The sequence below is a fragment of the Actinomadura vinacea genome, from assembly GCF_039532545.1.
GTDB classification, from domain to species: Bacteria; Actinomycetota; Actinomycetes; order Streptosporangiales; family Streptosporangiaceae; genus Spirillospora; species Spirillospora vinacea.
On the sequence record NZ_BAAARW010000006.1, the window covers coordinates 152,158 to 172,486 of the forward strand.

Consider the following 20,329-nt stretch of genomic DNA (forward strand, 5'->3'; position numbering starts at 1 on the left):
CCCGGCCCCCAGGTGGGCCGGGCCGATCGGGTCGCTCGGGCCGGTCAGCCGGTGGCACCGTCCATGGCCTCGGCGAGGCTCCGGGGGCGCAGGTCGGTCCAGTTCTCCTCGACGTACGCCAGGCACGCCTCGCGGGAGTCCTCGCCGAAGGCGACGTTCCAGCCCGCCGGGACTTCGGCGAACACCGGCCACAGCGAGTGCTGCCCCTCGTCGTTGACCAGGACGACGAAGCGGCCCTCGGGGTCCTCGAACGGGTTGGTGCTCATCAGCAGTTCCTCCTCAGGATGTCGAGCAGTTCGTCGGTCAGGCGCCGGACCGTGGTCCGGTCGAACAGCCCGGCGTCGTACACCAGGACGCACTCCACGGGCTCGTGGCCGTGCGGTATGAAGAAGTTCAGCGCCAGGTCGGCGGTGAGGCCCCCGGTCGGGACGTACTCGAACGCGGTGTCGAGATCCGGGCTCGTGGCCAGCCGTGCGCTCTCGTGGTGGACCAGCATCACCTGCGGTGCGGCCAGGCCGAGCGATGCGGTGACCCGGTCGAACGGGACGTCCTGGCGGTCGAACGCGGCCAGGTCGGCCTCCCGTACCCGGCCGAGCAGCTCGGTGAAGCCGGGGTCCCCGGCGGTGTCGGTGCGCAGGACGACGACGTTGAAGAAGCAGCCGACCAGGTCGGTGAGCTCCTCCTCGGCGCGGCCCGCGACCAGAGAGGCGATCGGCAGGTCGGGGCCGGCGCCGTGCCTGGTGAGCAGGGTCGCCAGTGCGGCCTGCAGCACCATGAACATCGTCGTCCCGGTCCGCGCCGCGAGCGTGTCGATCGCCTGGTGGAGCTCGGCGTCGAGCCAGAACGACACGAAATCACCCTGGGGGCGTTGCTTCGCGGACGGTGGCCGGTCGTAGGGCAGCGCGATCCGGTCCGGCATTCCGTCCAGCGCCTCGCGCCAGTAGGAGAGCTGCGTTTCCTCGACGGTGTCGGCCACGGACCGCGCCCAGAGCGTGTAGTCGGCGTAGGAGACCGGGAGCGGTCGCCACTGCGGCTCCTGCCCGCGGCGCCGGGCCGTGTAGGCGGTCGTGAAGTCGCGGATCAGCGGCACGATGGACCATTCGTCCACGCCGATGTGGTGCAGCATCAGCAGGACCGCCTGCGCGCCGCCAGGGTCGGTGAGCAGGCAGGCCCGCAGCGGCGGGTGCTCGGTCAGATCGGCCGGTTCACGGGGTAGCTCCCGCAGCCCTTCCTCCAGTTCCGCCACCTGGAGATGCTCCAGTGCCAGCTCGGCGGGCTCCTGCCGCCTGCCGCTGAAGCGCGTGCGCAACGGCTCGTGGCGTTCCGCGATGTCGGCGAGCGCGGCGGCGAGCGCGTCGGCGTCCAGGTCGCGTGAGCGCAGCGCGTACGCCAGGTTGTACGCCCGGCCCGTGCCCTGCTGGTAGCGGGTCCAATGCCACTCCTGGGACGGTGCGAGCGGCAGGACCTCCGGCCGATCGGCGGCGACGAGCCGAGGTCTGCCGTCGGACGCGGCGTCGACGTCCAGGCGTTCGGCGAGTGCCGCGACCGTGGGCGCGTCGAACACGTCGCGCAGGGCGAGCCCGGCGTCCAGCACCGTGCGGACCCGGCCCAGCAGCCGCATCGCCGACATCGAGTGGCCGCCCAGGTGGAAGAAGTTGTCGTGCAGGCCCACCTCGGGCAGGTCGAGGACCTCGGCGAACAGGGCGGCCAGCTCCCGTTGCGGCTCGGTGACCGGCCGGACGGAGCCGGTCATGGACGCCCGGTCGGGGGCGGGCAGGGCACGGCGGTCGAGCTTGCCGTTCGGCGTGAGCGGCAGCGGCCCGTCGAGCACCACCACCGCGGCCGGGACCATGTAGTCCGGGACCAGGGTGGCGACGTGGGCGCGCACCTCGGCGGGGTCGGGCGGCCCGTCTCCGGGCTCGGCCACCGCGTAGCCGATCAGCCTGGTCTCCGCGCCGCTCCGGTCGGCGACCACGGCCGCCTGCCGGACGCCGGGATGCCGGGTCATCGCCCCGGCGATCTCGCCCGGCTCGATGCGGAAGCCGCGGACCTTGACCTGGTCGTCGGCCCGGCCGAGGAAGTCCAGGTTCCCGGCGGTACCGCCCGGGCGCCAGCGGGCGCGGTCGCCGGTCCGGTACATGCGGGCTCCGGGCGGCCCGAACGGGCACGCCACGAACCGTTCCGCGGTCAGGCCGGACCGTCCCAGGTAGCCGCGAGCGAGCCCGCGCCCGGAGACGTACAGCTCGCCGGCGACGCCGGGCGGCACCGGCCGCAGCCGTTCGTCGAGCACGTAGACCCGGGTGTTGGGGTCGGGGGCGCCGATGGGCACGGCACCCGTCCATCCCGGCTCGGCGGGCCACAGGGTCGAGTTCACCGTGGCCTCCGTCAGCCCGTAGGCCGCCAGCAGCCGCAGGTGCCCGGCCCACCGGGCGATCACGTCCGGCGGCACGGTCTCGGTGCCGACCAGCACGGTCGCGCCCGCGGGCGGGACGCACCCGGCGGGCAGCGCGGCGACCAGCGACGGCGGCAGGATCGCGTGCGTGACGCCCTGCTCGTTCATGAAGCCGGTCAGCTCGGGGCCCGGCACGCGGGCCTCGTCGGGCACCAGCACCAGGCGGCCGCCGTGGCACAGCGCCATGGCCAGCTCGAAGATCGTGACGTCGAACCCGATGGAGGCGAACTGCAGCACGCGGCTGTCCGGCGTGAGCCCCATCCGGTCGACGGCGGTGGCGACCAGGCTGCCGAGGCCCTCGTGCGGGACGACGACGCCCTTGGGCCGTCCGGTCGAGCCGGAGGTGTAGATGACGTACGCGGCCTGGTCGAGGGCGACCCGCGGGAAGCGCCCGCCCGGTTCGGTCTCGGCCAGCGCGGCGGCGACGTCCGGATCGTCCAGCACCACCAGCCGGACCCGGTCGACCTCGGGGACCTTGCCCGCGACCTGCTCGGTGGCGACGACCGCGGTCGCCGCCGAGTCGCCGAGCATGTAGGCGAGGCGGTCGGCGGGATGGGCCAGGTCGAGCGGCAGGAACGCGGCGCCGAGCTTGCTCACGCCGAGCATCACCGCGACCATCTCCACCGAGCGCGGCACGGCCACGCCGACCACGCTCTCGCGCCGCACGCCGTACCGCGACAGCAGCCGCGCCATGCGATCCGACAGCGCGTCGAGCTCCGCGTAGGTGACCGTGCGCGCCCCGTCCACGACGGCGACCGCGTCGGGACGCTCGGCCGCGTGCCGCCGGAACATCCCGGTGATGGTCTCCTCGGCCACGCCCCGGTCGGTCTGGTTGAAGCCGTCGATGACCAGTGCGCGTTCGTCCTCGGTCAGCACGTCGATGTCGCCGACGCGCAGGTCCGGATCGGCGGCGACCGCGCCGACGAGCCGGGAGAGCCGTTCCCCGAGGGCCGCGACCGTCGGCCGGTCGAACAGGTCGGAGCGGTACTCCAGCACGCACGCGATCCGCCCGGTGGCGGCGTCCTCGGCGAAGCTGAACACCAGGTCGAACTTGGCGGTGCGCGCCTCCACGGGCTCCGGTCCCACCTCGAGCCCGGCGAGTTCGAAGCCGCCGCCGGACCGGTTGCGGTAGCCGACCATGACCTGGAACAGCGGGTTGCGGTCGGGGGAGCGGACCGGGTTCAGCTCCTCCACCACGGCCTCGAACGGCACGTCCTGGTGGGAGAAGGCGGCCAGGTCGGTCTCCCGGACCCGCGCGACCAGCTCGGCGAACGTCGGGTCGCCGGACACGTCGGTGCGCAGCACCAGCGTGTTGACGAAGAAGCCGACCAGCTCGTCCAGCGCCCCGTCGGTGCGGCCGGAGATCGGCGCGCCGAGCGGGAGATCGTCGCCGGCGCCGAGCCGCCGCAGCAGCGCGGCGACCGCCGCGTGGCACACCATGAACATGCTCGCGCCGCTGCTCTGGGCGATCCGCCGCAGGGCCGCGCAGTCCGCCGGGTCCAGCTCGACCGTCAGCTCGCCCCCGGACATGCTCGGCTGCGCTGGGTGCGGCCGGTCGGTGGGCAGTTCGAGCCGTTCGGGCGCGCCGTCCAGGGTCTCGCGCCAGAACGCGAGCTGGCGGGCGGCGAGGCTGCCGGGCTCGGAGCGGTCACCGAGCAACCGCCGCTGCCAGAGCGTGTAGTCGACGTACTGGACCGGCAGCGGGTCCCATTCGGGAGCCCGCCCGCCGACGCGCGCCGCGTAGGCGGTGGACAGGTCGCGCAGGAACGGGCCGTCCGACCACTCGTCGGTGGTGATGTGGTGCAGCAGGAGCGCCACCACATGCTCGTTCTCGTCCAGCCGCACGATCATGGCGCGCAGCGGCGGTTCGGCCGACAGCTCGAACCGCTGGCCGAGGGCGGTGGCCAGTACGGCGTCGAGCCGCCCCTGCGAGTCAGACGGGGCGGCCTCGACCACCCGCACCTCGGGGCGTGCCTCCGCGGCCGGGACGACCCGCTGGAACGGGCGGCCCTCACGCTCCACGATCAGGGTGCGCAGCGCCTCGTGCCGCGCCATGACGTCGGTCAGCGCCGCTTCGAACGCGTCCCCGTCCAGCGCGCCGCGCACCCGCATGACCAGCGGGAAGTTGTACGCGCTCGAGGGGGCCAGCTGCTCGATCATCCAGAGCCGCTGCTGGGCGAACGAAAGCGGCGGCTCGGCCGGCCGCGCGACCGGCAGCAGGTCCGGACGCCCGCCCGCGGTCGCGGCGGCGGCGCGTTCCGCCAGCTCGGCGACGGTGGGGGCCTCGAACAGGTCGCGGATCGCCAGCTCGGCACCGAGCGCGGTGCGGGCGCGGCCGATCAGCCGGGTGGCCAGCAGCGAGTGGCCGCCCAGATCGAAGAAGCCGTCGTCGATGCCGACCCGGACCAGCCCGAGCAGCTCGGCGAACAGCCCGCACAGGACCTCCTCCGCGGGCGTGCGCGGCGGGCGGCTCGCCGCGGCGGCGGTGACGGCCGGCGCGGGGAGCGCCTTGACGTCGAGCTTGCCGTTGACGGTCAGCGGCAGCCGCTCCACCGGCATCAGCGCCGCCGGGACCATGTAGTCCGGGAGCCGTACCTTGAGGTGCGCGCGCAGCGCGGCCGTGAACGCCTCCGTGTCGAACTCTTCGCCGTCCGGCGGCCACACCTCCGGGACGACATAGCCGACGAGGCGCTTGACCCCGCCCGGCCCCGACGCGTCGGCGATGACGGCGGCGTGCGCGACGCCGGTGTGCTCGTCCAGTACGGCCTCGATCTCGGCCGGCTCCACCCGGTAGCCGCGGATCTTCACCTGGTCGTCCGCGCGGCCCAGGAAGTCGAGGTTGCCGTCGGGGCGGCGGCGCACGAGGTCGCCGGTACGGTACATCCGGTCGCCGGGCGCGCCGAACGGGTCGGCCACGAACCGCTCCGCGGTCAGCCCGGCGCGCCGGTGGTAGCCGCGGGCCAGGCCGATGCCCGCGATGTAGAGCTCGCCGGGCGCCCCGTCCGGTACCGGGCGCAGCGCCGCGTCCAGCACGTACGCGCGGGTGTTCCAGATCGGACGGCCCACGGTCGGGGTGTCGCTGTCGAGGGTCCCGCCGCCCAGCGTGTTGATCGTGTACTCGGTCGGGCCGTACAGGTTGTAGCCGAACGTGCCGTCGGTGTCCCGGAGCCGCGCCCAGACCGTCTCGGTGACCGCCTCACCGCCCAGCAGGACGAGCGCGGGCCGGTGCCGCCCGGTGCCGTAGCCTTCGCCCGGGTCGTGGTCGAGGAGGCCTTCCTCGATCAGGTGGTGCGCGTACGTCGGGGTGACGTTGACGACGTCCACCCGGTGCCGGTCGCAGTACGCCACCAGCGCCTCGGCGTCACGCCTCAGCTCCTCGTCGCAGACGTGCACCTCGTGGCCCTCGACCAGCCAGAGGAGCTCCTCCCACGACATGTCGAAGGCGAACGAGACCGTGTGCGCGATCCGCAGCCGCCGCCCGGCGGCGGACCGGATCGCCGGATCGAAGATCGCTTCGCGGTGGTTCAGCTGCATGTTGGTCAGCCCGCGGTAGGGCGTGACCACGCCCTTCGGGCGGCCGGTCGAACCGGAGGTGTAGATGATGTACGCCGGGTGCTCCAGGCGGCCGGTGCGGTCGCGCTCGAAGCCGGGCCGCTCGGCGTCGGTGATCTCGTCGCCGGACAGCGCCTCGAGCGCGCCGGCGACCGCCGGGTCGTCCAGCGCGAGGCGCTCGGCGGAGGGCACGCCGCCGGGCACGTCGCCGGGCGGCACGGACGCGGCGGCGCCGGTCGTCGTCAGGACGGCCACCGGACCGGCGTCGGCCAGCATGTGCGCCAGCCGCTCGGCCGGAAGGTCCAGCTCCAGCGGCAGGTACGCCGCGCCGGTGCGCAGCACCGCGAACAGCGCCGCGACCATGTCGGCCGACCGCGGCAGCGCCAGCGCCACCACCCGCTCGGGCCCGGCGCCGTGCGCGAGGAGCAGCCGCGCCAGCCGGTTGACGCGGGCGTCGAGCTCGGCGTAGGTGAGCGTCTCCTCCTTCGCGACGACGGCCACCTCGTGCGGGCTGCGCGCGGCCTGGGCCGCGAGCATCTCCGAGACGGTCTCGTCGGGCACCGGCCGGCGGGTGACGTCCCAGTCGGCCGCCAGCGCCTCCCAGTCCTCGGGCTCCAGCGGGTCCAGCCCGCCCACGGCGTCCGACCCGCCCTCCAGCCCGTCCACGAGCCGTTCGACCAGGGTCGTGAAGCGCCGCAGCAGGGACTCGGCGAGCGCACGGCCGATCACGTCGGGACGGTGGTCCAGCTTCATCCGCACCGGCGTTCCCGGCGTCACGACGAAGGTGATCGGGTAGTGCGTGGCGTCCAGGCCCTCGGCCTCGGTGATGCCGTGCTCGCGCTGCAGCTCGGCCATGTCGTCCTCGTCGCCGAGGTTCTGCAGCACGTAGAGGGTGTCGAAGAGCCGGGCGTGCCCGGCCGCCTGCTGGATGTCGCCCAGGCCCAGGTAGTCGTGCGGCATGAGCGCGACCCGCTCGCGCTGGACCCGCCGCAGCAGATCCGGGACGGGTTCGCGCGGGTCCAGGGCGACGCGGACGGGAACGGTGTTCAGGAACATCCCGATGACGCTCTCCACCTGGGGAACGTCCCCCGGCCGCCCGGCCACCGCGGTGCCGAACACCACGTCCCCGCGGCCGGTGGCGTTGGACAGCACCAGCGCCCACGCCGCGCTGAACACGGTGTTGAGCGTCAGGCCGTGGCGGCGCACCGCCTCGTACAGCCGCTCCGTGAGCGGCACCGGCAGCTCGCCCTTGCAGCGGTCCGGGATGACGGGCTCCAGGGCCCGGTCCACCGGGCCCACCAGGGTCGGCTCCGCCAGGCCCGCCAGCGCCTCCTGCCACGCCGCCGCCGCCCGCTCCGAGTCCTGCCGGTCCAGCCAGGCCAGGTAGTCGCGGTACGAGCCGGGCGGGGGCAGTTCGGAGGCGTTGCCGCGGCGCTCGTAGAGGGCGATGAGCTGTTCGAAGAACAGCCACGCGGACCATCCGTCCCACAGGATCAGGTGGTGGGTGCACACGAGCCGGTCGGTGTCGCCGAGCCGGATCAGCAGCAGCCGGAACAGCGGCGGCCGGGCCAGGTCGAACCGCCGCCTGCGGTCGTCCTCCAGGATGCGCTCGACGGCCTCCTCCCGCCGGTCCGCGTCCAGCCCGCACAGGTCGATCTCCTCCAGCGGCGGTTCGGGATCGGTGCCGATGAACTGCACGGGCTGCCGGAGCCCGTCGCCGGTGAACCCGGCGCGCAGCGCGGTGTGGCGGCCCAGCACCGCCGCGCACGCGGCGCGCATCCGGTCGGCGTCGACGCCCCGGCTGAAGTCGAAGGCGACCTGAGCGGTGTAGACGTCGAATGCGTCGGTGTCGTAGCTGGAGTGGAAGAACAGCCCCTCCTGCAGCGGCGAGAGCGGCCACACCTCCTCGACCGGCAGCGGGCTCAGCCGCGACACCTGATCGCGCTCCTCCGCCGTCAGCGAGACGAGGGGAGCGGCGCCGCCGGACCCGGCCGCGTTCGCGTCCGCCGCCGCGGACTCGCCCGCGGCGGCGGCCAGGGCGGCCGGGGTGGGGTGCTCGAACACGTCCTGCGGGCCGATCGCCAGCCCTGCCCGGTGCGCCCGGCCGGAGACCACGATCGTCAGGATGCTGTCGCCGCCCAGCGTGAAGAAGTCGTCGTCGATCCCGACCTCGTCGGTCTCCAGCACCTCGGCGAAGATCTGGCAGAACAGCCGCTCGAGCTCGGTCCGCGGCGCCCGCGCCGCCGCGCGCTCCGCCGCCGGCGCGGGCAGCGCCGCGCGATCGATCTTGCCGCTCAGCGTCAGCGGAAGCTCGTCGAGCACGACGACCTCGGCCGGGACCATCGGGTCCGGCAGCGTCTTCGCCAGGGATGCCCGCAGCTTCTCGGCGTCCAGGACGGTACCCGGCGCGGGCACCGCGTAGGCGACCAGCCGGGTGCCGCCCGGCCCGCCGTGCCGGTCGATCACCGCGGCCCGCCGGACGCCCGGCTCCGCGGCGATCCAGGCCTCGATCTCTCCCAGCTCGATCCGGTTGCCGCGGACCTTGACCTGCCGGTCGACCCGCGCGACGTAGGTGAGGTACTCGACGCGGCCGCCGCCGGCCTCGTCCCGTACGGATCGGCGCACCAGGTCGCCGGTGCGGTACATGCGCTCCCCGGGTGCGCCGAACGGGTCGGCGACGAACCGCTCGGCCGACAGCCCGGCCCGTCCGTGGTAGCCGTGGGCGAGCTGCACGCCCGCGACGTAGAGTTCGCCCGCCGCACCGGTGGGCACCGGTCGCAGGGACCCGTCCAGGACGTACAGGCGGGTGCCCGCGACCGGCCGGCCGATCGGCACCGACGCGGCGCCCTCGGCGCCCTCGGCACCCTCGGCGCCGTCGTACTCCCAGTGGGCCACCTGGATCGTCGTCTCGGTCGGCCCGTACACGTTGTACAGCGGGACGCCGGTCAGCTCGCCCCAGTGCCCGGCGAACTCGCCGGTCAGCGCCTCACCGCCGCTGAAGGCCCGGCGCAGGTTCCGGACGCACTCAAGATCGCCCGCATCCTGCGCGGACTGGAGGAACGCCGCCAGCATCGACGGCACCATCGCCAGCGTGGTGACCCGGTGCTCCCGGATACGGCTCAGAAGATGGGCGGGGTCCCGCTGGCCGCCCGGGCGGGCGGGCACGATCCCGGCGCCGGTGCACAGCGGCCAGAACAGCTCCATCAGCGAGGCGTCGAAGCCGGCCGACAGGTGGTGCAGCACACGGTCGTCCACCCCGAGCGGGAACCGCTCCCGCAGCCACGTGAGCTGCCTGACGATGGCGCGGTGGGGCACGAGCACGCCCTTGGGAAGGCCCGTCGACCCCGAGGTGTAAATGAGGTACGCGGGATGGTCCGGCCCGGCGGTTCCGGCCCGGGGCTCCAGCGGGTCGTCGTCCGGTGCGTCCCCTGGGGTCTCTTCGTCATCGAGGAAGAGGGCCACGCCGTCGGAGCCCGGCATCCGCTCGGCGGCCTCCCGGGTGGTGACGACGGTGCGAGTGCCCGAGTCGCGGAGCATGTACGCCAGCCGCTTCATCGGCAGGTCCACGTCGAGGGGGAGATAGGCGGCCCCCGCCTTCAGCGTTCCGAGCAGTGCGACGACCATGTCCACCGAGCGGGGGACGGCGACCGCCACGATGTCGCCCGGCCGCGTCCCGCGGGCCCGGAGGCGTCGCGCGAGGGCGTGCGCCCGGCGGTCCAGTTCGGCGTAGGTCAGGTCAGGCACCGGCCCGTCGCCGGTGACGGCCGTCGCCTCCGGGGTTCTGGCGGCCTGCGCCGCGATCGCCGCGTCGAGCGTGGGCGCGACCGGGTCCAGCGGCTCCGCCGCGAGCGCGGCACGGGCCCGCTCGTCCGCCGCCGGCGGCTCGACCCGCGCGACCGGGCGCTCGGGATCGGCGGCCACCGCCTCCAGCACCCCGACCAGGCGCTCGGCGATCCGCGCGGCGGTGGCGGCGTCGATTCTGGCGAGGTCGTGGTCGATCCGCAGCGCGAGCCTGTCGCCCGGGAGCACGATCAGGGCGAGCGGGTACTGCTCGACGTTGGTGAAGTCGATGCCGGTGATCTCGACGGTCCCCGAGGGATCGCGCAGGTCCTGCTCCTCGGGGTAGTTCTCCAGCACGATCAGGGTGTCGAAAAGGTCGCCCGTCCCGGCGAGCCGCTGGATCCGGACCAGCCCGAGGTACTGGTGGTCGAGCAGCGCCGACTGCTCCTCCTGCAGGCGGGTCAGCGCGGCGGCGAGCGACTGCCCCGGCCGCCAGCTCATCCGCACCGGCAGCGTGTTGACGAACATGCCGACCATCGACTCGATGCCGTCCACGTCGGCGACCCGGCCGGAGACGGCGGTGCCGAACACCACGTCGCCGCTGCCGGTCATCCGGCCGAGGAGGAACCCCCACGCGCCTTGGACCAGGGTGCCGAGCGTCAGCCCGTGCCGCCGGGCGCAGGCGGCGAGCTCGGCGGTGGCCCGCTCGGACAGCTCGAGGCGGACGTCGGCCCGGTGCCGGCCCTCCGCGGGCGGCGCGTCCGCGCCCCGCGGGGGCGGCAGCGCCTCGGTGAGCCGGGTCGGCCTCTCCAGATCGTCGAGCGCCGTCCGCCAGGCGGCCAGTGCCGCCTCGCGGTCGCGTCCCGCCAGCCACGTGAGGTACTTCCGGTAGGGGGCTGCCGTGGCCTGCACGCGCGGTTCTTCGTCCCGCGTGCCGGAAGGTTCGTAGAACTCCAGCAGCTCGCGAAGCATGACCTGCACCGACCAGCCGTCCGCCACGATGTGGTGGAACATCATCACCAGCTCGTGGCGCTCCTCGCCGTGCCGCACGAGCGTGCAGCGCAGGAGCGGCGGACGTTCGAGGTCGAAGCCCCGGGTCTGCTCCTCGGCCACCACGGCCGCGGCGCGCGCCGCCCGTTCGTCCTCGTCGAGGCCGCTGAGGTCGATCTCCCGCCAGGGCAGGGCGGTCGGGCCACCGGGGACGAACTGGACCACGCGCCCGTCGTCCAGCCGGGCGAACCCGGCGCGAAGCGGGGCATGACGGTCGAGCACGGTCTGCGCCGCCCGGCGCAGCGCCGTTCCGTCCACGGGTCCGCTCAGCTCGAGGACGTGCTGCACCACGTAGACGTTGCCGGACGGCTCGTCGACGAGCGTGTGGAAGAAGAAGCCCTCCTGGAGCGGGGCGAGCGGAAGCACCTCGGGGAGGTCTCCCGCAAGGCGCGTGAGCCGGTCGGCGTCCTCCTGGGAGAGCGGCACCAGCGGCTCCGCGTCGTCCCGCGCGGAGGCGGACTCGGCCGTCTGCTCCGCGGCCGAGGCCGCGAGGGCGAGACCGGCGACGGTGCGGTTCCGGAAGACGTCCCCGGCGGAGAGCCGCAGGCCGGCCGCACGGGCCCGGATGAGCACCTGGATCGCCAGGATGCTGTCTCCGCCCAGCTCGATGAAGTCGTCGTCGGCGCCGACCTCCGGAAGCCCGAGGACCTCGGCGTACACGCCGCTCAGGATCTCCTCGCGGGCTCGGCGCTCGGCGTCGCTGAGCCCGGTGGCGGCGCTGGTCGTGCGGGCGGCGCCGGTCGCCTGCGAACGGCGGGACGAGGCGAGGGCCGCGTAGTCGGGCGCGGGCAGGGCCTCGCGGTCGAGCTTGCCGCTGGGCAGCACCGGAAGCGCGCCGAGCGGCACGAACGCCGCGGGCACCATGTAGCCGGGCAGCCTGCTCCGCAGGTAGGAGCGCAACGATTGCATCAGGGCGCTGACGTCCCGGAAGCCCGACGGCGTATTGGCGTACGCCGCAGGTGCCGCGGAGGCGTCCTCCGACTGGTAGATCTCGCCGGGGTCCACGCCGGGGCGGGCGAACACCACGTCGACGGCCCCGTCCGTCCGGCCGCTCGACAACGTCGCGGCCACCGTGCAGCCGAACTCCTCGCCGAGGGTCCAGAAGGTCTCCGGGTCGATCCCTTCGGATCCGGGGGCGGGGGAGTGGGAAGGGTCGTCGGGCCACAGGGCCCGCAGCGCGTCCAGATCCGGGGTCAGGCGGGCGTTGGGCACGCCGCCGACCCGCAGCAGCGGTGGCTGCTCGGACAAGCGTCCCCCCAGCGCCGCCAGATCGGCGACGTCCGTGCCCCAGCGCAGGTTCTGCACCGCCGCCGGCCCGGTGTCCGTCGCGCCCTCCGGCCGGGTTCGGAGCACCACGTCGTAACGGTGCCGGCTCAGCTCGTTGTGGTGCCGGGCGCGTTTGACGCGCACGTCCACTCCGTGAACGTCGTCTACGGTGCGCGCCAGGGCGGAGAAGAAGTCGGGGGCGAGCAGCAGCTCGCCCTCCCAGCGGATCGCCTGCTCGGCCGCCGCGCGCAGCTCCGGCAGGTCGGCCGGGGCGATCTCACCGAGCCCGGACCCGGCGGGGTTCCGCGCGGCGCGGCACACCTCGACGGCCGCTCGCAGGGACCGCAGCGACCGCAGGTTGCGCACGTCTCCGACGAACACGCTGCCGCCCGGGGCGAGCACGTCCATGGCCGACCGCAGCACCTGGACGAGGTAGTCGGCGCTGGGGAAGTACTGCACCACCGAGTTGACGACCACCGTGTCGAAGTACGCACGGGGAAGTCCGTCGAAGTCGTGCGCGGGCTGGGCCCGCAGCTCCACCCGGTCGGCCAGTCCGGGGATCGTGCCCACCTGGTCCCGCAGGGCGCCGATCGCCTCCTCGGACAGGTCGGTGCCCCAGTAGGCCTCGCAGTCCGGGGCGACCCGGGACATGATCAGGCCGCTGCCGACGCCGAGCTCCAGCACCCGGCGCGGCCGCAGGGACTTGATCTGCTCGACCGTCGCGTCCCGCCACTCCCGCATCTCCTCCAGCGGGATCGGCCGGCCGTCGTAGGTGCTGTTCCAGCCGGTGAAGCTCTCCTTCAGACCGCCTTCCTCGGACTGCACGGCGCTGTAGAGGAGCTCGTGCAGCCGCTTCCACTCGTCGACCTGGTCCTGCTCGCGGTCCTCGTCGCGGTCCGCGCCGGATCCCGCGGCGGGGACGACGTAGGCGACCAGGCGCCGGTCGCCGGGCCGGTCCTCGCGCACCGTGACCGCCGTCTGGGCGATGGACGGGTGCCCGCCGAGCACCGCCTCGATCTCGCCGGGCTCGACCCGGAAGCCCCGGATCTTCACCTGGTCGTCGGCGCGCCCGACGAACTCCAGGCTCCCCCCAGAGGAATCCGACCGCCAGCGCACCAGGTCTCCGGTGCGGTATAGCCGTTCACCGGGGGCCCCGAACGGGTCGGCCACGAATCGCTCCGCGGTCAGCCCGGGCCGGTTGAGGTAGCCGCGGGCCAGTCCGGACCCGCCGAGGTACAGCTCTCCCGTCACTCCCGGGGGGACGGGACGGAGTGCGTCGTTCAGCACGTAGGCGCGGGTGCCCGGGTCCGGGCCCCCGATCGGCACCGTCGATCCCGGCGGCGGGTCGTCCGGGCACTCGCCCAGCGTCGAGTTGACCGTGGCCTCGGTCGGCCCGTAGGCGTTGAACATGCGCCGCCCCGGCGACCAGCGGGCGACCAGCTCCGCCGGCACCCGCTCGGTCCCGGCCAGCAGCGTGGCGTCCGCCGGGAGCGTGCAGTCCTCCGGCATCGTGGCGAGCAGCGCCGGCGGCAGGATCATGAAGTTGACGTCGTGCGCGTGGGCGTACTCGGAGAGCTCGGGGCCCGGCACCCGGCGCTCCGAAGGGACGATCACCAGGCGTCCCCCCGAGAGCAGCCCCAGGCACAGGTCCCAGAAGGCGACGTCGAAACTGGGCGAGGCGAACTGGAGGACCCTGCTGTGCGGCCCGACCCCGAGCCGCTCGCTCTGGGTGGCGACCAGCTTCGCGACCCCGGAGTGGGTGACCACGACGCCCTTGGGACGTCCCGTGGACCCGGAGGTGTAGATCACGTACGCCGCGTTGCGCACGTCGAGCGTGCTCTGGGGCGCGGTGCCGGGGCGGGCGGCGATGTCGGCGGCGGTGGACGGATCGTCGAGCACCAGGCGCGGGGTCTCCGCGACGTCCGGCACCGCCTCCGCCGGCGCGCCGGCGGTGACGACGCAGACCGGTCTCGCGTCGTCCAGCATGAAGGCGAGACGTTCGGCGGGATGGTCGGTGTCGAGCGGGAGGTACGCACCGCCCGCTTTGAGCACGGCCAGCTCGGCGACGATCATCTCCGGCGAGCGCGGCAGCGCCAGCGCCACGACCCGCTCCGGCCCGACGCCGCGCTCGATCAGGGCGTGCGCCAGCCGGTTCGCCCGCGCGTTCAGCTCGGCGTAGGTCAGTTCGGTGTCACCGAAGACCAGTGCCACCGCGTCCGGCTTCTCGCGGACCCGCGCCTCGAACATCTCGGGCAGCGTCGCCGGTGCCACCGGGCACTCGGTGTCGTTCCACTCGACGAGGATCCGGTGGCGCTCCTCCGGGGACAGCCCGACGCCCTGTTCAGCAGAGATTTCCTGGGTCACAACCGCACCTCCGACACGGCCGAATACGCATGCTCGCTCCTCCGACCGGGTCGGTGGGTGTCCCGACCCGGTCGGCCCGGGTGCCCGGCGTCAGCGTGCGTTGTTGAGAAGCGGCACCATCTGGTCGATGGCGAAGGGGATGCTCAGCACGGTGCCGAAGGAGACCGCGGCGCCGGTCGGGTTGTAGGGGACGAACACGGCGCGGTTCTCCTTGGCCACCTTCAGCCCGGCGTACACCTTGTCGCCCCCGACCATCTTCTGGACGTCCGGCAGGGAGCTCAGGAAGACCAGGCGGTCGACGTCGACGAGGTCGAGCCGCTCGGAACCGATCACGGTCGCCTGTTCCTTCCCGGCGGCCTTGGCGATCGCGTCCGGGACTGTCAGGCCCAGCCCCTTGACGAACTCCACCTTCGGGTCGGTCGGCCCGAACACGGCGTACTGGCCGGGCTTGAACGGATCGGCGACGGCGAAGGTCTTCCCGGCGAGCCCCGGGTTCTTCGTCCGCGCGTCGGCGAAGCGGCGGTCGACCGCGGCGACGAGCTCCTTGGCCTGCGCCTCCTTGCCGAGCGCCTTCCCGGTGACCAGGGTGATGTCCTTCCAGGGCATCGCGTAGTCGCCGTACTGGGCGGGCGGTGCGACGGTGGGCGCGAGCTTGGAGAGCGTGTCGTACTGCTCCTTCTTCATGCCCGTGTAGAGGCCGATGATCAGGTCGGGCTTCAGCGCAGCGATCTTCTCGAGCTTGTAGTCATCGCGCTGCCCGACGACGGTGGGCGGGGTGCCGCCCCACTTCGCCGTGCTCCAGGGGAACTTGTCGACGGCCAGGCCCATCCCGGGGAACTCGACGACGCCCACGGGCTTGACGCCCAGCGCCAGCACGGCGTCCTGGTCGGTCATCCCGACGGTCACCACCCGCTTGGGGGAGGACTTGATCTCGGCGGTCCCGTACTTGTGCTCGATGCGGACCGGGAAGCCGGCGCCGGACCCGGCCTGGCCGCCGCCCGAGTCCGCGTCCTCGCCGCTCCCGCAGGAGGCGAGGCCAAGGGTCAGGAGCAGCACGGCCGCCAGCATCAAGGTGATCTTCCTGGCGCCGGCCGGCGAATGCGATGTGGGGGACATCGGCTCCCCTTCGGAGTCGTGTGTTGGGGGCGCCGGACACGGCGAAACTCCGCGCACCGGCGTCGCCGCGATACTAAGGTAAGGCTTACCTAAGCACAAGGATATTGGGTTGTATAAGGTATGCCTCACCTAAAGTCGATATAAACCGTGGTCGGTGCCACCCCCCAACAGGTTGTGATCAACGTGACGGAAAAGACCCGGCCGCCCGCCCCGGCGGCGGCCGATCTGACCGCTCCGCCCGGCGACCGGCCCCGCTCCGGGCTTCCGGCGGGCCGCCTCAAGGCGGGGCGCTTTCAGGTGGGACGGCCCGCGCTGCTGGCCGGGGCGCTCGGACTGCTCGGTCTCCTGTGCCTGCTGTCGATCGCGGTGGGCAGCCGGCAGATCCCCCTCGACCAGGTGCTGCGGGCGCTCACCGGACCGCGCGACACCGAGATCGGCACCATCGTCTGGGACGCGCGCGTGCCGCGCACCGTGCTCGGCCTGCTCGCCGGAGCCGCGCTGGGGCTCGGCGGCGCGGTCATGCAGGCGCTGACCCGCAACCCGCTGGCCGACCCGGGGCTGCTGGGCGTCAGCGCGGGCGCCGCCTTCGCGCTGATGCTGGCGGTCGGGGTGGCGGGCATGACGTCGCTGTACGGCTACGTCTGGTTCGCCTTCGCCGGGGCGCTGGTCGCCACCGTCGCGGTCTACGTGCTCGGCGGGCTCGGCCGGGGCGGGCAGACGCCGGTCAAACTCGCGCTCGCCGGGATCGCCGTCACATTCCTGCTGGAGTCGGTGACCCGCGGGGTCTCGCTGATCGACCCGCAGGTGCTCAACCGGTACCGCTTCTGGGCGTCCGGATCGCTGGCCGGGCAGAACAGCACGACCATCATGCAGGTGCTGCCGTTCCTGGCGGTCGGCGCGGTGCTGGCGCTGAGCCTCGCACCCGCGCTGAACAACCTCGCCCTCGGGGACGACGTGGCGGCGTCGCTGGGGCGGCGGCTGCGGTTGATCCGACTGCAGGGGGTCGTCGCGGTGACGCTGCTGACCGGCGCCGCCGTGGCGGTCGCGGGCCCGATCGTCTTCGTCGGGCTGGTGGTCCCGCACGCCGTGCGCGCGGTCAGCGGGCCGGACCAGCGGTGGCTGCTGCCGCTGGCCGCGCTGCTGGCGCCCTGCCTGCTGCTGGCCGCCGACATCGCCGGACGGGTCGTGGCCCGCCCGGAGGAGATCGACGCCGGCATCGTGGCGGCGTTCCTCGGCGCGCCGTTCTTCATCGCGCTGGTCCGCCGCCGCCGTCTCGCCGAGCTGTGAACGACCAGGACACCGCGCCAGCCCAGGATGGGACGGGGAACATGGACACCGCGCCGAGCACTCGTGGAGCCCGCACATGAGCGTCATCGAAGTCACCCGGGTCGCCGGGCGCACCGCCGTACGGCTCAAGTGGCCGCCGGTGGCGGGGGTCGTGCGGCCCCGGTTGCTGGTGACGTGCCTGGCGCTGGCCGCCGCGGCCTTCCTCGTCCTGTGCGTGGGCCTGGGCTCCGGCGACTACCCGCTCGGCATCACGGAGGTGGTGCCCGCGCTGTGGGGCGCGGGCGACGCGGGGACCCGCCTCATCGTCCAGGAACTGCGGCTGCCGCGGGCACTGATCGGCCTGCTGGCGGGCGCCGCCTTCGGCCTGTCCGGTGCGATCTTCCAGACCCTGACCCGCAACCCGCTGGCCAGCCCGGACATGATCGGCATCACCCAGGGGGCGGGCACGGCCGTGGTCGGCGGGCTCGTGCTGGGAATCGGGGCGGGCCTGGGCACCCAGGCGCTGGGACTGGCCGGCGCGATGCTCACCGCCCTGCTCATCTACCTGCTCGCCTGGAACCGCGGCACGACCGGGTTCCGCATCGTCCTCGTCGGCATCGGCGTGAACTGGCTGTGCGCCAGCGCCACGCAGTACCTCATCGTCAGGGCGAAGGTCTGGGAGGCGCACCAGGCCGTGGGCTGGCTCGTCGGCAACCTGAACGGCCGGGGCTGGGAGAGCGTTCGCCCGCTCGCCTTCGCGCTGGCCGTGCTGGTGCCGCTCGCGCTCCTGCTCAGTCCCTGGCTGCGCGCGCTCCAGCTCGGCGACCAGGTGGCGGGCGGGCTGGGCGTCCCGGTGCAGCGGGCACGGCCGGCGCTGCTGGGCACGGCCGTCGGCCTGGTCGCGTTCGCCACCGCCGGGGCCGGGCCGATCGCGTTCGTGGCGCTGGCCGCCCCGCAGATCGCGCTCCGGCTCGCCGGCACCCCCCGGCCGCCGCTGACCGCGTCCGCGCTCACCGGCGCGCTCATCGTCCTCGGCTGCGACCTGATCGCGCAGCGGCTGTTCGCCGACCTGGAACTGCCGGTCGGCGTCGTCACCGGCGTGCTCGGCGCGCCGTTCCTGCTCTGGCTGCTCGCCCGTGCCAGCCGCATCGGCTCTGGAGGCTGAACCCGTGACATCCACCTCGTCCACCGACACGCAGTCCCCCCACACCCCCGCCCCGGCCGACGCCGCCGCCGGGCCCGAACCGGACCTGCGGGCGAGCGGGCTGCGGCTGGCGTACGAAGACCGCGTGGTGGTCGAGGACCTCGACCTGGTCGTCCCGCCCGGGCGGATCAGCGCCATCATCGGCGCCAACGCGTGCGGCAAGTCCACCCTCCTGCGCGCGCTGGCCCGGCTGCTGCCGCCGCGCGGCGGCGCCGTCCACCTCGACGGCCGCGCCATCCACTCCATGCCGACCAAACAGGTCGCGCGGCGGCTGGGCATCCTGCCGCAGGCGCCGGTCGCCCCCGAAGGGCTGACGGTCGTCGACCTGGTCGGCCAGGGCCGCGCCCCCTACCAGACCTGGTGGCGGCAGTGGTCCTCCGCCGACCACGACGCGGTGGCCGCGGCGCTGCGCGCGACGGGGATGCTGGAGCACGCGGACCGCCCGGTCGACGAACTGTCCGGCGGGCAGCGGCAGCGGGCCTGGATCGCCATGGCCGTGGCCCAGGGCACCCCGATCCTGCTGCTGGACGAGCCGACCACGTACCTGGACCTGGCCCACCAGATCGACGTGCTCGACCTGGTCGTCGATCTGAACCGGAGCGAGGGCCGCACGGTGGTCATGGTGCTGCACGACCTGAACCAGGCGTGCCGGTACGCCGACCACGTCGTCGTGATGAAGTCCGGTGCGATCGTGGCCGAGGGACCGCCCGGCGAGGTGGTCGACGCGGACCTGGTGGAGGAGGTCTTCGGGCTGCGCTGCCAGATCACCGCCGACCCGGTCGCCGGCACCCCTCTGGTCATCCCGATGGGACGCCACCACTCCGGCGAGTGAGCGTCAGCGCCTGGTGGCGTAGGAGTCCCGCTCCCGTGCCCGCAGGCGCTCGCCCACCGAGTCGGCGATCTCACCCGCGCGGACGGCGGTGTTGGACAGCAGCGTGGAGCCGATGCCGTGGGTGTGCTCGGTGGCGCCCTGCACGTAGAGACCGCAGTGCATGGCGGCCTCCGCGGCCAGGCGGTAGTCGCGTTCCACCCGCAGCCCGCCGTCGGGACGGCGCAGGCAGTACTCCCCGGCCTCGCCCAGCAGGGACAGCGGATCGCACGGCCGGTACCCCGTCGCGTAGACGAGGGCGTCGGCGTCCAGCGTCGCGCGTTCGCCGGTCGGCAGGAACTCCACGGTGGCCCGCACCCCGGCGTCGCCGGCCGCGACGTCGGCGACCCGCGAGGCGTTGAGGATGCGCAGCCGCTCCTTGCCCGCGACCTTCTCCTGGTAGTGCCGCCGGTAGAGCTCGTCGATGACCTCGATGTCGACCACCGAGTAATTGGTGGAGCCGTGGTAGCCCATCAGCGCCCGCTTCACCTCGTCGGGGGCCGTGAAGAAGTGGTCGACCGCCTCGGGGTCGAAGATGCGGTTGGCGAACGAGCTGTCGTCGGCCGGCGTGTAACCGTACTTGGCGAAGACCGCGCAGACCTCGGCCTCGGTGAAGGTGCGGTGCAGGTAGTCGGTGACCTCGGCGGCGCTCTGCCCGGCCCCCACCACCAGCAGCCGCCGCGGGTCGCGCAGGCCCGGAGCGCGGTCCAGCAGTTCCTCGCTGTGCCAGATCCGTTCGCCGGCGACGATCCCGTCGGGCAGCACCGGCTCCAGCCCGGCGGCGATCACCAGATTGCGGGCGCGCCGCGTTGTGAGCTCGTCGGAGCGGCCGCCCTGCCGCACCACCACGTCGACGTACTCGACGACACCGTCGACGACGACCGGGGTGACGCCGACGACCTCCGAGCCGTACTCGACCTCGTCGTTGAACGCGGCCGCGGCCCACTCCAGGTAGTCGTGGAACTCCGCACGCGAGGGGAACATCGTCTTGTGGTTGATGAAGTCGGTGAGCCGGCCGCGGTCGTGCAGATAGCTCAGGAACCCGAACCCGCTCGCCGGGTTCCGCGTCGTGACCAGGTCCTTGAGGAACGACACCTGCATGGTGGTGCCTTCGATGAGCATCCCGCGATGCCAGCCGAACGCCGGTTGCTTCTCCAGGAACACCGCGTCGACCGCTTCGCCGGTCCGCGCGTGCCGCTCACGCAGCGCGATCGCCAGGGCGAGGTTGGAGGGACCGAAACCGATGCCGACGAGATCGTGGACACGCATGCAAGGGCCTTTCCGGAGACGCGGCGCCGGGGCATGGCAGACCGGCGCCGCGGTGCGGCTCGGCACACCGCGACGCCCGTGGGCTTCCCATGATCCGGCATTATCGTTTAGGTTAGGCTCACCTAATGTAGGCGAGCCTAAC

6 protein-coding genes and 1 pseudogene are annotated in these 20,329 nt (G+C 73.7%); 3 read left to right on the forward strand and 4 right to left on the reverse strand.

Annotated features, from left to right (window positions below; genetic code table 11):
- Nucleotides 1-44: 44 nt before the first annotated feature.
- The 3 genes and pseudogenes from ABD340_RS09330 to ABD340_RS09340 all read right to left on the reverse strand — a co-directional run bounded on the left by ABD340_RS09330 (nt 45) and on the right by ABD340_RS09340 (nt 15,580).
- Complete coding sequence (locus ABD340_RS09330; RefSeq protein WP_344588253.1) at nt 45-266, reverse strand: MbtH family protein; 222 nt, start codon at nt 264-266, stop codon at nt 45-47.
- A pseudogene (locus tag ABD340_RS09335) lies at nt 266-14,464 on the reverse strand (amino acid adenylation domain-containing protein); the annotation flags it as partial. The pseudogene ABD340_RS09335 and the gene ABD340_RS09330, both read right to left, overlap by 1 nt.
- A gap of 90 nt (nt 14,465-14,554) precedes the next feature.
- Nucleotides 14,555-15,580, reverse strand: a complete 1,026-nt coding sequence (locus ABD340_RS09340) for an iron-siderophore ABC transporter substrate-binding protein (RefSeq protein ID WP_344588255.1) — start codon at nt 15,578-15,580, stop codon at nt 14,555-14,557.
- A gap of 183 nt (nt 15,581-15,763) precedes the next feature.
- Between ABD340_RS09340 and ABD340_RS09345 the strand changes: the two genes are divergently transcribed.
- The 3 genes from ABD340_RS09345 to ABD340_RS09355 all read left to right on the forward strand — a co-directional run bounded on the left by ABD340_RS09345 (nt 15,764) and on the right by ABD340_RS09355 (nt 18,882).
- Nucleotides 15,764-16,867 carry a FecCD family ABC transporter permease gene (locus ABD340_RS09345; protein ID WP_344588256.1) on the forward strand — a complete coding sequence of 368 codons (1,104 nt, stop codon included), beginning with the start codon at nt 15,764-15,766 and terminating at the stop codon, nt 16,865-16,867.
- Nucleotides 16,868-16,943: 76 nt separating this feature from the next.
- Entirely contained in the window at nt 16,944-18,011 is a 1,068-nt protein-coding gene (locus tag ABD340_RS09350; RefSeq protein ID WP_344588257.1) for a FecCD family ABC transporter permease, read from the forward strand.
- Between the two features lie 85 nt (nt 18,012-18,096).
- Nucleotides 18,097-18,882, forward strand: a complete 786-nt coding sequence (locus ABD340_RS09355; RefSeq protein WP_344588589.1) for an ABC transporter ATP-binding protein — start codon at nt 18,097-18,099, stop codon at nt 18,880-18,882.
- A gap of 3 nt (nt 18,883-18,885) precedes the next feature.
- On the opposite strand, the gene ABD340_RS09360 is transcribed toward ABD340_RS09355, so the two are convergent.
- A complete protein-coding gene (locus tag ABD340_RS09360; protein WP_344588258.1) occupies nt 18,886-20,187 on the reverse strand; it encodes a lysine N(6)-hydroxylase/L-ornithine N(5)-oxygenase family protein in 1,302 nt (433 codons plus the stop codon).
- Between the last annotated feature and the right edge of the window lie 142 nt (nt 20,188-20,329).

Excerpts from the sequence above, each read along its gene's own strand:
- ABD340_RS09340 (WP_344588255.1), bottom strand. The coding sequence starts at position 15,580 with ATGTCCCCCACATCGCATTCGCCGGCCGGCGCCAGGAAGATCACCTTG.
- ABD340_RS09330 (WP_344588253.1), bottom strand. The coding sequence starts at position 266 with ATGAGCACCAACCCGTTCGAGGACCCCGAGGGCCGCTTCGTCGTCCTG.
- ABD340_RS09350 (WP_344588257.1), top strand. The coding sequence starts at position 16,944 with ATGAGCGTCATCGAAGTCACCCGGGTCGCCGGGCGCACCGCCGTACGG.
- ABD340_RS09360 (WP_344588258.1), bottom strand. The coding sequence starts at position 20,187 with ATGCGTGTCCACGATCTCGTCGGCATCGGTTTCGGTCCCTCCAACCTC.